Origin of the sequence: Alicyclobacillus sp. TC (genome assembly GCF_016804365.1) — a bacterium.
Classification (GTDB): domain Bacteria; phylum Bacillota; class Bacilli; order Alicyclobacillales; family Alicyclobacillaceae; genus Alicyclobacillus_I; species Alicyclobacillus_I tolerans.
In genome coordinates, this window is the sequence record NZ_CP044434.1 from 2,367,680 (window position 1) to 2,380,739 (window position 13,060).

Here is a 13,060-nt window from a genome sequence, read left to right on the forward strand (position 1 = left end):
TGGCCTCCATATAAGATAGACTAGCCAGACACTGGAGTGTGCCTGGCCATCCTATGATTCAATTAACGCATATTGAGCATCATCATCACAAAAACAACTGGCAAATAAATGAGTGAACAGAGAAAAGTCCGTTTAGCCCAAACCATGCTTGCGTCTGGTTCAAAATAAGATCGTAAGACAAAACCGAGAAAAATAATCCCAACTACCCCAGCCACAGCCGCATATACCAAGCCTACCTGTCCCGTCCAGGCAAGAAGTACTGACGCGATAATCAACAGAACAGCATAGACAACACTTTGAATCTTGGTTTTACGTGCTCCTTTGACTACAGGCATCATTGGAATACCTGCTTTGGTGTAATCCTCGTTTTTATAAAGCGCAAGCGCCCAAAAATGAGGAGGTGTCCAGAGAAAAATAATAGCAAACATGATAATCGCAGCAAGTCCAAGATGTCCTGTTACACCAGCCCAGCCAACGAGTGGCGGAAAAGCCCCCGCTCCGCCGCCTATCACAATATTTTGCGGCGTGCGACGTTTGAGCCACATGGTATAAATCACGGCGTAATAGAAAGCACCACCAAGAGCCAGTCCGGCTGTCAATGGATTCACAGCTAGATTGAGATAGACAAAAGAGCCAGCGATTAAAAGAAGGCCAAGAATGAGCACATGATGGGCTGGCACCCTCCCTAACGGAATGGGCCGCTTGGAAGTGCGTTGCATAACAGCATCAATATCGCGATCGAACCACATATTAATTGAGGCTGAGCCGCCCGTAGCTAGCGCTAATCCCAGCAAAGTATTGATAAACAGCGACCAGCGTGGAAAGCCGTGATGGGCGACAATCATTGCTGTAGCTGCAGTGAAAAGAAGCATAATTTGGATTTTAGGTTTTGTAGTAGCAATGTAGGCTTGTACCACATCCACCCATCTGTATGTCAACGATACATGCCGATCTAACTGCGACTTCGGGCTTTCCCGCTCGACCATCGACATTTCCGGTCCCTTCCTCTCCTCAGAAAAGAACTGCAGACACTGCAGTTGAATTGGACAGACAACAAAAGCAAGCATTCATCTTCAATAACTTATAAAGTTCAGTAAACAAGCATTCTGAACGACAGTATAAGATTTTTCTATCTTGGAAAACAAAGTACAAATGATAGGATTCCAAAACTCACGAAGCTAACTTTGCTTTTGCAAACGGCGACTCGGCCTCACCGAGCCGCCGCAACACGTTATGCAACATAACTTTTGAATGCCATGATCCAGATGGAACCTGCTACAACTGTAAACGCGATGAACATGGCAAAGAATATGAGAAATTGTTGATAGTTGGGTCCAAACGCTTCAGTCAAGTGCATGAACATAAACAACTGAATGACCGCCTGGAATACTGCCAGGATCACAATCGCTGAGATAATGGCGCTTGACGGAAGATGCGAGTCAAGCACAAACCAAATCGCCGCAAAAGTGAGTACCAGTGATAACACATAGCCAATAATGTGCTTCCACGGAAACTTTTCTTCGTGATGATGCGAACGGGTCGGCGTGTTGGATGACATGGCTTACAACACCTTTCCCATAAAGTAGACTACTGTGAAGATGAAAATCCAAGCGACGTCAAGAAAGTGCCAATATAGGCCAGAGATAAATATCTTGCGCGTCGTTACAGGGTTTAGACCACGGCGAGCCACCTGAATGATAATCGAGGTGAGCCAGAGAATACCGAGTGAAACGTGACAACCGTGCGTACCTACCAGAATGAAAAAGCTGGAGAGGAACGCGCTTTTGGAAATCGTTGCTCCCATATGCACGTACTTGAGAAACTCGGATACCTCAAAGCCAATAAAACCAAGACCAAGTAACACAGTGACAATCAACCAACCTATGACGGCGTTCTTCCAGCCTCGACGCATGGAATAAGTAGCCAGACCGCAGGTGAAAGAACTGGTCAACAGCAGGAACGTCTCAGAAAGAAATGTCGGATAGTCATAAAGTTGTTGCGATGTAAATCCGCCTGCCGTATTCCGGAAGAGCAGGATGTACATTGTGAACAAACAAGAGAACAGAACCAAGTCGGAACCAAGGAAGACCCAAAAGCCAAATATTCTTAGGCTTCCGTCCTCAGTAGAGTACTCCATCGGCTTGGACGTGTCGATGTGATGGTCATGTTCCAGGTTCAAATGACCTTCCATCTGATAGGACACCCTTACAACCTCCCCGCCTCGGCTTCGGTGCGTTCGATCACGTCCACCGGAATATAATGATCGGTATTGACCTCAAACGACCTTTGCCCCATACAGATGAGTACAATCAGCAATCCTAAGATAGCCGGAACCCACCACTCAAAGACAAACCCAAAACCAGCAAGTCCAAAAGCTGCCGACATTATAAACGGACGTCCAGAGTTGTTGGGCATATGAATCGGTTTGAACGCCGGTTTGGTTTTTTCTTCTTCTTTCTCGATATACTTCACGTACCACCAGTGATCGCGATCTTTGATGGTTGGGATTACAGCAAAGTTATATTCTGGAGCTGGTGAAGTGGTTGACCACTCAAGGGTACGTCCATCCCATGGGTCGCCTGTCAAGTCACGTTCACCCCAACGAATGCTCCAATAGATGTTGTATACCATGAGCACGAAGCCAATGGCCATTCCGTAAGCACCAATCGTTTCAATCAAGTTGTAAGGCATCCAGCCTAGACCAGCCGGATAAGTATACATACGTCGAGTCATGCCCATCAATCCAACAACAAACATGGGCAGGAAACAGACGTTGAAAGAAATGATCCAAGTCCAGAATGCCCAGCGACCTGTACGATTGTCCAACTTGAAGCCGAACATCTTTGGCCACCAGTAGTACATGCCAGCAAAACATCCAAAGACCGTACCACCAATGAGCACGTAGTGGAAGTGAGCAACCAGGAAGTAGCTGTTATGGTACTGATAATCCGCAGGAGCCACTGCCAGCATGACACCCGTTAAACCACCAACCAAGAAGTTAGGGATAAAAGCAAGTGTCCAAAGCATTGGCAATTCAAAACGGATTCGTCCACGCCACATGGTAAACAACCAGTTGAACACTTTGACACCAGTCGGAATAGCAATCAACATGGTTGAAACCCCAAAGAAGTCATTGACACCAACACCAGCACCCATGGTGAAGAAGTGGTGAACCCAAACAACGAAAGACAGAATCGAAATGGCAAGCAGTGACACGACCATAGCACTATAGCCAAAGAGACGCTTGCGTGCAAAAGTTGCTACCACTTCGGAGAAAACGCCAAATAACGGCAAGATAACGATGTAAACCTCAGGGTGACCCCATATCCAGAACAAGTTAATGTATTGCATGGGCATTCCGCCGGCACTGATGGTAAAGAAGTGAGCGCCAAACAGACGGTCAATGAGCAAGAGCGCCAAGGCTACTGTCAATACCGGGAAAGCGAAGATAATAATGAAAGATGTGATGAGCACAGACCAAGTGAACATGGGCATGCGCATCAAAGTCATACCAGGCGCGCGCATCTTCAATATCGTTGTCAAGAAGTTTACGCCTGTAGCAATCGTACCGATACCTGTTATTTGTAAAGCAATCAGATAGTAGTTTTCTCCAGGACCCGGATCGAAATGAGCACCAGCAAGCGGTGTGTACGATGTCCAGCCTGCATCCGGTGATCCACCAACGACAAACGATATGTTGAAAAGCAAAGCCGCAAAAAAGAACAACCAAAAAGAAATAGCGTTTAGATAAGGGAAAGCTACGTCACGAGCGCCAATCTGTAAGGGAACAGCAACGTTGAACAATCCAATCACAAACGGCATAGCCATAAAGAGAATCATGACTGTACCATGTGTGGTGAAAATCTGGTCGTAGTGCTCTGCACTGAGAAAATGCTCATTCGGGAATGCCAATTGCGAACGCATGAGTATGGCGTCCGAACCACCGCGAAAGAGCATAAGAATGGCGGCAATAATGTACATGATGCCGATTTTCTTATGATCGACCGTGGTTAGATACTCTTTCCACAACCACTTCCACTTTTTAAAGTAGGTGAGTACAAATAAAATGGCCAAGGATGCAAGAATAATCGCGCCATCTGCACCTAACTCTAAAACGTTGTGAGGGAAGAAGTTGAGGATCCACTGTTTCACAGCAGGACTCACTTTTCCGTCTCCTCCTTTTTCCCGGAGAAATTGTTACTCATTCAAGTAGATTTCTCAAATTAATTGTCTGCTTGAGCGAAAAGCTGTTGATCGGATGGATAAGACGAAAAACTTTCCGGTTTTGCCAGACCGGCTGTCATCAGCAATTTACGGCTTGCAGCTTCCGAAAGCGCCGGATCTGTTGTTTTTACCTGTTGTACCCAAGCATCAAACTGACTGGTCGGTTTAGCATAGACATTAAACTGCATATGAACAAATCCTTTGCCTGAAAACTGACCACTGCGCCCCAGATAGGTGCCTGGATGACTGGCTTCCAGCCATAACTTCAAATCCTTACCTGGCATACTAAACTCCATACCGCCTAACTGTGGAACCCAGAAGGTATTCATAGGCCCTACTGAGGTTAATTGAAAGTTAACCGGAGTGTTGGCAGGAATTTCAACATAATTGACTGTTTCAATCCCCTGCTGAGGATATTGGAATATCCACTTCCAACGCGCCGAAATCACATCAATCGTAATTGGTGCGTTTTTCGACTTGGGAGGGTTCTCCAATTCTCCCGTCACCACGACAGTCGGTATGGCAATAGCAGCAACCAGCACAATCGGAACGATGGTCCAAATTGTCTCCAGCTTACGATTGCCTTCCCATTCAGGATGGTAGGGCGCAGGATTGTCGCTTTTGTCACGAAATCTTGCTAGAACATAGATAAAAAGCACTGCCACAATGATGACGACAATAATCATTACAACGAATGACCAGAGAATGAGATGATACTCACTCTTGGCGACCGGTCCTGCCGGAGACATGACAGCGTACTTGGAACTGCATCCGGTAGCTAACAGCATGACTGCGGCCGCCATGGTGAGTACGCTTGCCAAGCGCTTTTTGGGCGGTAACATTGACACTTCCAACTCCTCTCTCAGCCCGTTTGTTCGTCCGGTGCCGCCGTGCCGGCGCGCGCACAGCGGCAGAGCCTGCACGGCCCGTGAACGTACAGCCGAAGGCTCTCGCATTAGATGATACCATTCGACACCCTTTGCTACCGAAGAATTTTGCGAGTTTCAAAGAAACGACACAGCAGCGTTAACAATTTCACCACAACTCGTTCCGTAAAAATTCACAGTTTTGTTTCTTCACTTCTTGACAAGAAACAATCCCCTGAGTTTTGATGACTTTACTGTGAGCCAAAATCATAACTTCGCTATGACGTTTCTCATAACTATCGATAGCGTGCCCGCTTTGCAAAGTTTTTATGCAAAAAATCTTCGGCGCACAAGAAAAATTCTGCAATTTTCATCTTTTCCCTTCCTTCTGTCACCAGAGATGAAGTCAAGACAATTTTCATGTTAGGATAGATGGGTACAGCATGGCGCGATTTGAAGTGGCAGCAATCGTATCTCCCCAGTTCTGCAGCCACTCCAATTTTCATGCGCTAAATTTTGTGTGCTGGAGGTACGCCAATGACTTTAACAACTTTTCACAACGAACCATTCACCGATTTCAGCCAACCCGCTCATAAAGCGGCAATGGAAGCTGCACTCGCCAAGGTGCGCAGCCAATTCGGACAAACCTATCCACTTTGGATTGGCGGTGAACAAATTCAAACTCAGAATTCCTTGGCATCCATCAACCCCGCTTTAAAAAGTGAAGTAGTAGGAACGGTCTGCCAAGCGGATCGGCAACATATTGAACAGGCATTGCAGATTGCTGGTAAGCGTTTTGAGGACTGGCGCTACACCAGTGCCGAATTGCGTGCTGGCTATCTATTCAAAGCTGCAGCCGAAATTAGACGCAACAAATTTGAATGGGCCGCATGGCAAGTGTATGAGGCAGGAAAAAACTGGGGAGAGGCTGACGCTGACGTCGCCGAAGCGATTGACTTTTTGGAGTACTACGGAAGAGAGATGTTACGCCTTGCAGAACCGACTCCACTGACTCCACTTGCAGGTGAGTTTAACCGTCAGTATTACATTCCGCTCGGCGTTGGTGTCATTATTCCACCTTGGAATTTCCCGCTGGCGATTTTGGTAGGCATGACCACATCTGCAATTGTCACCGGCAATACCGTTCTGCTTAAACCTTCTCCCAATACGTCTGTCATTGCTGCACGATTTGTTGAATTGATGCATCGCATTGGTTTGCCATCCGGTGTAATCAACTTTGTACCTGGCCCTCCGGAGGAAATTGGCGATTTTATGGTGGAACATCCACAAACTCGTTTTATCTCCTTCACCGGATCAAAAACTGTCGGCCTACGGATAGCAGAACGGGCGGCTAAAACAGCACAAGGACAACGCTGGATTAAGCGAGTGATTGCAGAAATGGGCGGCAAGGATGGCATTGTCGTCGACAAGAATGCAGATTTGGAAGACGCAGCTGTGCAGATTGTCGCTTCAGCCTTCGGATTCCAGGGGCAGAAATGTTCGGCCGCATCTCGGGCCATTTTGCACAAAGACATCTACGATGCCGTTACTGAGCGAGTCATTGAACTGACTCGAGCTTTAAAAATGGGACCTCCTGCGGAAAACTTCTACACAGGCCCTGTTATTGATCAAAAGTCTTTCGATAAAATCATGAGCTATATCGAAATTGGTAAACAGGAAGCTACCCTAGCTGTTGGCGGAGAGCGCGGTTTGGAAGAAGGATTCTACATTCAACCCACTGTGTTCACAAACGCTAAACGCGGGGCGCGCATTATGTGCGAGGAAATCTTTGGACCTGTACTCGCCATTTATCGCGCAGAAAATTTTGAAGAGGCCATTGATACTTTCAACGATACGGAATATGGCTTGACGGGCGCCGTCTATTCTTATGACCGCAGCCATTTAGAATACGCCCAAAATCGTATGCATTGCGGCAATCTTTATTTCAATCGTAAATGCACTGGGGCATTGGTAGGCGTTCATCCGTTCGGTGGCTTTAATATGTCGGGTACCGATTCAAAAGCTGGCGGCCCTGATTACCTATTGCAATTTATGCAGGCAAAAGCTGTTTCGGAAAAATTCTAATCGCACAAGCGATGGAGGAGCTGACTCCTGGGCAGTAGAAACTGTCAGGAACCAGCTCCTCACTTTTTAATAAGATAGATTTTAGATGGAATACCGTCTTTCGCTGAAAAGATTCGCTCTATCTCTTTATACTTCAGGCTGACACCATGGGCCAATCTTCAGGTCGATGAATTGCGTATCCCTGCAGGTAATCAATACCCATTCGCTCGGTTTCGGCCAAAAGCAATTCTGTCTCCACAGCTTCCGCCACAATCGACTTACCCATCAAACGAGCCATTTTACAAATACTTTCTACTACTGCTCGGTCGATCTCGCTATTAAATATCTCCCGCACATAAGATCCGTCAATTTTCACAAAATCTACTTGCAAAGCTTTTAGATGCGCAAATGAGGCAAATCCACTTCCGAAATCATCCAAAGCAAAGCGACAACCGAGAGCGCGAATTTTCTTCACAAATTGTTCAGCTTGCAGCAGGTTTTGCACTGCCGCAGTCTCCGTCAGTTCAAAACAGATACGTTCTGCTCGAATACCACTCTCTTCAAGCTGTAAAGATACAAAATGTAAAAATTCTTCGTCACTGATGCTCTGAGCTGAAAGATTGATGGCATAACAAGTGCCATCATCTTCAATTTCACAGAGACGGCGAAAAGTTTCCCGCACTACCCAACGATCAAGTTGCGGCATAAGTCGATAACGTTCCGCCGCAGGAATAAAAGCTCCCGGCATCTCCAGTCGGCCATCTGCCAGTCTTAAACGTAAAAGCACTTCACAATAAGGTTGCACACCTTGGCGATGAAGCGAGCGCTGCAGCAACAATTCAAAATGGTTTTCGTCGACTGAATCACAAAGGCGAACCGCCCAGTCTAAATCCAGTTTCCGTCGCTCATACTCCTGATTGCCCGGCACATACACTTCCATCCGATTGCGACCCTTATCCTTTGCAGCATAGCAAGCAGTATCCGCCGCACTCAGCAGGTCAGGATAGCTTGCAGAGTCTGCATCGACGGCTACCAATCCCATGGAAACGCCAATTCGGAAGCGGCGATTTTCGTACTGAAAGTGAAAATGGCTGAGAGCGTCAATCCATCTTTGCAGACGTTGCTTGGCTTCATCCATACTGCAGTTAGAGAGACAGACGCCAAACTCGTCTCCGCCCAGGCGAGCCAATATCTCTCCAGGCTGCATCAGCGCCGTAAAACGCTGCGCCACCTCGCAGAGTAGTTCGTCACCTGCCGTATGTCCAACCGTGTCATTGACAATCTTGAATTGATCGAGATCGAGATAAGCTAATACATGTTGCGTGTGCTGAAGTCGGGCATCCGCTATGATTTGATTGATTTTTTTCTCAAACGCTGTCCGGTTGGGAAGGCGTGTGAGCGGATCGACAAGTGCCTGTTCCTCTAAGAGACGTTGAAAGTTGGACTCGTCCAATGTCTTTTCAGCTGAATTAGAAAGTACAAAGAGTGCGGCCTGCACCTGACCATCCGGTGAAAACACAGGTATAGCTCTGGCGTTCCAGACCTCTGTCTCTCCCAGTTCACGCTCCAGCCTAAGTTCGATTTCTTGCCTTTTCCGACTCGTCAAAATCTCCTCCACGGGCAACTGTCTGAGCAAAGAAGGATAATTCATCAAGGCATCGGCGGCGTGATTGAGAAACACCCAGTCACCTTCAGTGTCACAAATGGCAACAGCCGAATCGATGATTTCTAATATGGCTTTTTCAAGCCCAGTCATAGGCTGGATGAGATGGGAAGACATGCATTCTGCTCCTTTTGAACTTAACAAATGACCGTCAGGACACATCGTTCAAAATAACTATTCTTGTTCATACCCATGCGGATGCTGGCTATGCCAGTTCCAAGCTGAGCGAATGATATCGCTCAATTCGGGATACTCCTGTTTCCAACCGAGTGTCAATTTGGCGCGTTCTGGAGACGCCACAAGCACTGCCGGATCGCCCCAACGCCTGTCTGATTCCACAATCGGAATTGGCTTGCCCACCACGCGTTCTGCCATTTCAATGACTTCTCGCACAGAAAAACCAAGGCCATTCCCCAAATTGAAAACTTGGCTTCCTGAATTTTCTACAAGCCATTCCAGGGCCAGACGATGGGCACTGGCCAAATCCATGACATGAATGTAATCGCGTACGCACGAACCATCCGGTGTAGGATAATCGCAGCCATAAATGTGAATGGCCTCACGCTGTCCAAGCGCCGTTTGCAGCACAAGCGGAATAAGATGAGACTCAGGCCGATGATCTTCACCAATCGGATACTTGGTGTGCGCGCCTGCAGCATTAAAATAACGCAGCGAAATTGACTTGATTGCGTACGCTTCATTAGCCCACCGAAGCATTTTTTCAATAGCGAGCTTAGTTTCACCATAGGGATTCGTTGGCAAGGTTCGCGCACCCTCTGGAATCGGGAGCGTTGACGGATCGCCATAGACTGCTGCTGTTGAAGAAAATACGATACGCTTGACGCCGCTTGTCACCATGGCAGAGAGCAGACGTTCTGTACCGCTGACGTTATTTCGATAGTATAGCAAGGGTTCCTTGGTGCTTTGTCCCACTAGTGAAAAGGCGGCGAAATGAACCACGGATTCAATGCCTTTTTCCCGCATAATTTGAGTCAGCGCTTCCTCGTCAAAGAGACTCAACTGATAAAACTCGACAGTAGGAAAAGGTTCCAACGCTTGACGATGACCTTGCGAAAGATTGTCAATCACCGTCACTTCATGACCGTGATCGACCAATTCCGCGACTGTATGGCTGCCTATGTACCCAGCTCCGCCCGTTACCAAAATTCTCATTTTCCCTCTACCTCCCCAGTCAATTCACGGACTCCTTCACCCAGTCCCGTGATATAAAAGGACGGAGCATAACCTATGGTGATCTCATACTGACGCGCTACATGCTCCTGGAAAACATCCAAATGATGACGTTCCACAAGTGATACGGTCGATCCGCCAAACCCGCCTCCAGTCATTCGGCTACCCAAACAGCCTTCGACCTGCCACGCTGATTCTGCGAGTGTATCCAGTTCAGGTCCGGTAACTTCATAGTCCTTGCAAAGCGAACGATGTGAAGCGTTCATCCACTCGCCAAACTCGCGCAATCTACCTTGTCGCAAAAGCTTTGGCGCTTCTTTGGCACGGTGGTTCTCAAATACAACATGACGAACACGACGTTTCAATACCGGATCGACCAGCACTGCATCCATTTGCGGCCATTGTTCTGGTGTCAAGTCGGCTAGATATGAACAGGAAAATCCGGCGTCTTGCAAAAGACTTAATGCAGTTTCGCACTCACTGCGCCGCTCGTTGTATTTGGATTCAACCAGACTGTGTGGTTTGTTGCTGTTGGTCAAAACCATGACAACATCTCCCAGTTCTACAGGCACCTGCTCATAAGAAAGCGATTGGCAGTGCAGAGAGAGCGCATGTTGCTCCATACCCAAAGCGACACTAAACTGATCCATAATCCCACAGTTGACGCCGACAAACTGATTTTCAGCCCGTTGGGCGTAAAGAGCGAGCGTCTCTTTGCTGATACTCCAATGATGAAGGGAAGCCATGGCAAACGCGGTCACCACCTCGACAGAAGCAGAAGACGACAATCCAGCGCCAGCAGGCAAATTTCCCGCAAAGAAAATATCTGCTCCATTCGCTATGTACCCTTCCTGACGAAGAACCCAGATAACTCCAGCTGGATAGTTAGCAAATCCTGCATTTTCTCGATATTCAAGATTTTCTGGAGAAAATTCAACCACGGTGTCAGGAAAACTCGTGGAAGCAAAGCGCCATTGACCATCTTTTCGCGGTCGGACTATTGCACTTGTTCCAAGTTGAAGGGCAGCGGGAAGTACATACCCTCCATTGTAATCCGTATGCTCACCTATTAAATTGACTCTGCCAGGGGCGAAAAACACTCGAACATCTTCTGCAGGACCGGGAGAAAATTGAAAAAATGCTGGAAAAACTCCTGTTTCTTCTATAAAAGCCATTGCAGAGTCGGCCATTTCAAAATCTCTCCTACCATTAAAATTGATCTGCTCGTCGACGTTGTGCTTTCTGTATCGCTTCTCTCAATTCCACTGCTGTCATCTCTACAGACGCAGGATTGGCTGCAGCTCCGGCACCTGTTTCAGAAGAGGAAAGAAACTTAATCTTATCTCGCGTGCGTAAGGGTGGGTAAAATTCAATATGAAAATGGTAATAAAGTGAAGTATCAGGGCGATGTACAGGCGTTTGATGAAGTACCATCATATAGGGAAATTCTCTCTCAAAGAGTTCATCCATTCCCGCCGTGAGTGCACTCAAAATTTCTGCTAATGAACGAATTTCTTCTCCAGTAAAAGAGCGGATGTCTGGAATATGCACTTTGGGAGCAATCCATGCGCCATAAGGAAAATCAGTAAAATAGGGTATGAAAGAAACGAAATGACGGTTTTCCACTAACATTCTCGCTCCGTCTTCCATCTCTGCTTGAGTAATATCACAAAGCAAACAATGTCCGGTAACCTGATGATGCTGATGCGCAGACTCTAACTCTGTCCGAATTTTGATGGGAATAAACGGATAGGCGTAAATTTGCCCATGCGGATGCTGAATGGTGGCCCCCACTTCACGGCCTCGGTTTTCAAAAATGAGGATATACTGATGCTGCTCGTCACTCGCCAAAGCCGCATAACGTTGCTGCCAAAGGCTGACTACCTTTTCCATTTGGTTTAAACTGAGATTGGCAAGCGAGGCCTGATGATTGGAAGAATATAAAACCACCTCGCATTTTCCATAGGCTGGTCGAGTACGATAGAGCGATTGTGAAGGTTGACCAGGTGTCTCAGGATGCGGTGAAAGAACTGGAAAATCATTATCGTAGGCAAATACTTCGTATTCATCAGGTACTTTTCCTGAGCCTGGGCAGAAAGGACACTGGCCACTCGGCATATCTGGACGAACCTGGCGGTTGGCTGCAACCATGGTCCAATCCCTCAGTAACGGATTGTAACGCAATTCAGACATAGAACCACCCCTCTCTCTAACAGTCACAGTCTACCACGTTCCTTTTCACTTTTGCATAGTAAAATACAGACTTCACTGTTTTTAGCAATCCAATCAAAGTTCCTGATTGACTTACTCTTTCAACCACGGTCGGCTGATGTTCTTATCTCTCCCGGAATAGCTCACACCTGCCATGACATGAAACGCTTCAATGTCTTCACGGCTGCCGACCACAATCAAAATGTCACCTACATGCAATTCTGTTTCACCATGCGCTACAATCTGCTCACCATCGCGGACAATCGATAGAATCAGCAGTCGACCCGGCAAATTGATTTTCATTAAACGTTGTTGATGCAGCACGCGATTTTGCAACGGAATTTCCTGAATTTGCAGAGATGCTGGTGCTTTAAGAAACTGCGTAGAAATCGGATAGTGTACCAGCTGATCGACGAGCGAAACGGCGGCAAATTGCGGCTGTACAACCACAAATTCCGTCTCATCGCGATTTTCTTGGTAAAGTGCCATATCACGGACCAGGCATATAACAGGTTGAATACCTGCTTTAGCAGCTTCTTTGGCAAATGTAAGATTGAGTTGGTCGATTTCGGTATAAAGAACCATACCGGAAATATAACCCGCCTCTTCTCCGATATTCTTTTTAGCGATTTCCTCCAAAGTGACTTCGTTCTCTAATCCAACATGCGGCTGGATCCATCTTACATCCTCACCTCGTTCCCGAGCTTGTTCCACCAAAAGTTGAGCCCCCGCAGATTCACCAATAATCCATAGCGATTTTTTCGTCTCTTGCACATGCTTTGGCAGTAATTTTCCAAAGGCTATGGGTGAGATGACGGATGTCAACATAGCTACCAGGATG

The 13,060-nt window shown here is 47.0% G+C and carries 11 protein-coding genes; 1 reads left to right on the top strand and 10 read right to left on the bottom strand.

From position 1 onward, the window contains the following. Window positions 1–62 precede the first annotated feature (62 nt). The 5 genes from FY534_RS11680 to FY534_RS11700 all read right to left on the bottom strand — a co-directional run bounded on the left by FY534_RS11680 (window position 63) and on the right by FY534_RS11700 (window position 5,066). The gene (locus FY534_RS11680) at window positions 63–992 is read right to left on the bottom strand and encodes a heme o synthase (RefSeq protein WP_238413539.1); all 930 of its coding nucleotides are present in this window, start codon (window positions 990–992) and stop codon (window positions 63–65) included. 239 nt (window positions 993–1,231) lie between these two features. After that, window positions 1,232–1,558: a cytochrome aa3 quinol oxidase subunit IV gene (gene qoxD / locus FY534_RS11685; protein ID WP_072874999.1), complete on the bottom strand. Its 327-nt coding sequence runs from the start codon at window positions 1,556–1,558 to the stop codon at window positions 1,232–1,234. 3 nt (window positions 1,559–1,561) lie between these two features. Next, window positions 1,562–2,191, bottom strand: coding sequence for a cytochrome (ubi)quinol oxidase subunit III (locus FY534_RS11690; RefSeq protein WP_072875018.1), 630 nt, complete (start codon window positions 2,189–2,191; stop codon window positions 1,562–1,564). A gap of 14 nt (window positions 2,192–2,205) precedes the next feature. Continuing rightward, window positions 2,206–4,140 carry a cytochrome aa3 quinol oxidase subunit I gene (gene qoxB / locus FY534_RS11695; protein ID WP_203115622.1) on the bottom strand — a complete coding sequence of 645 codons (1,935 nt, stop codon included), beginning with the start codon at window positions 4,138–4,140 and terminating at the stop codon, window positions 2,206–2,208. A gap of 83 nt (window positions 4,141–4,223) precedes the next feature. Then, window positions 4,224–5,066, bottom strand: a complete 843-nt coding sequence (locus tag FY534_RS11700) for a cytochrome c oxidase subunit II (protein ID WP_203114642.1) — start codon at window positions 5,064–5,066, stop codon at window positions 4,224–4,226. A gap of 561 nt (window positions 5,067–5,627) precedes the next feature. On the opposite strand from FY534_RS11700, the gene pruA reads away from it, so the two are divergent. Beyond that, complete coding sequence (pruA, locus tag FY534_RS11710) at window positions 5,628–7,175, top strand: L-glutamate gamma-semialdehyde dehydrogenase (protein ID WP_203114644.1); 1,548 nt, start codon at window positions 5,628–5,630, stop codon at window positions 7,173–7,175. Between the two features lie 133 nt (window positions 7,176–7,308). Here the strand turns inward: pruA and FY534_RS11715 are convergent, their stop codons facing one another. The 5 genes from FY534_RS11715 to FY534_RS15075 all read right to left on the bottom strand — a co-directional run bounded on the left by FY534_RS11715 (window position 7,309) and on the right by FY534_RS15075 (window position 13,047). Further along, window positions 7,309–8,934 carry an EAL domain-containing protein gene (locus FY534_RS11715; protein ID WP_072875002.1) on the bottom strand — a complete coding sequence of 542 codons (1,626 nt, stop codon included), beginning with the start codon at window positions 8,932–8,934 and terminating at the stop codon, window positions 7,309–7,311. Window positions 8,935–8,991: 57 nt separating this feature from the next. Further along, complete coding sequence (gene galE, locus FY534_RS11720; protein WP_072875003.1) at window positions 8,992–9,990, bottom strand: UDP-glucose 4-epimerase GalE; 999 nt, start codon at window positions 9,988–9,990, stop codon at window positions 8,992–8,994. Further along, the gene (locus tag FY534_RS11725; RefSeq protein ID WP_238413540.1) at window positions 9,987–11,198 is read right to left on the bottom strand and encodes a galactokinase; all 1,212 of its coding nucleotides are present in this window, start codon (window positions 11,196–11,198) and stop codon (window positions 9,987–9,989) included. The genes galE and FY534_RS11725 overlap by 4 nt, the downstream gene beginning before the upstream one ends. A 19-nt stretch (window positions 11,199–11,217) precedes the next feature. Next, window positions 11,218–12,201: a galactose-1-phosphate uridylyltransferase gene (galT, locus tag FY534_RS11730; protein WP_203114645.1), complete on the bottom strand. Its 984-nt coding sequence runs from the start codon at window positions 12,199–12,201 to the stop codon at window positions 11,218–11,220. Window positions 12,202–12,312: 111 nt separating this feature from the next. Then, on the bottom strand, window positions 12,313–13,047 hold the full coding sequence (locus FY534_RS15075) for a TrkA C-terminal domain-containing protein (protein ID WP_370541574.1): 735 nt from the start codon (window positions 13,045–13,047) through the stop codon (window positions 12,313–12,315). Window positions 13,048–13,060 lie beyond the last annotated feature (13 nt).

Coding starts and splice junctions, on each gene's coding strand:
- FY534_RS15075 (WP_370541574.1), bottom strand. CDS start 13,047: ATGTTGACATCCGTCATCTCACCCATAGCCTTTGGAAAATTACTGCCA.
- qoxD (WP_072874999.1), bottom strand. CDS start 1,558: ATGTCATCCAACACGCCGACCCGTTCGCATCATCACGAAGAAAAGTTT.
- FY534_RS11725 (WP_238413540.1), bottom strand. CDS start 11,198: ATGGCCGACTCTGCAATGGCTTTTATAGAAGAAACAGGAGTTTTTCCA.
- FY534_RS11690 (WP_072875018.1), bottom strand. CDS start 2,191: ATGGAAGGTCATTTGAACCTGGAACATGACCATCACATCGACACGTCC.
- FY534_RS11700 (WP_203114642.1), bottom strand. CDS start 5,066: ATGTTACCGCCCAAAAAGCGCTTGGCAAGCGTACTCACCATGGCGGCC.
- FY534_RS11680 (WP_238413539.1), bottom strand. CDS start 992: ATGTCGATGGTCGAGCGGGAAAGCCCGAAGTCGCAGTTAGATCGGCAT.
- galT (WP_203114645.1), bottom strand. CDS start 12,201: ATGTCTGAATTGCGTTACAATCCGTTACTGAGGGATTGGACCATGGTT.
- galE (WP_072875003.1), bottom strand. CDS start 9,990: ATGAGAATTTTGGTAACGGGCGGAGCTGGGTACATAGGCAGCCATACA.
- pruA (WP_203114644.1), top strand. CDS start 5,628: ATGACTTTAACAACTTTTCACAACGAACCATTCACCGATTTCAGCCAA.
- FY534_RS11715 (WP_072875002.1), bottom strand. CDS start 8,934: ATGTCTTCCCATCTCATCCAGCCTATGACTGGGCTTGAAAAAGCCATA.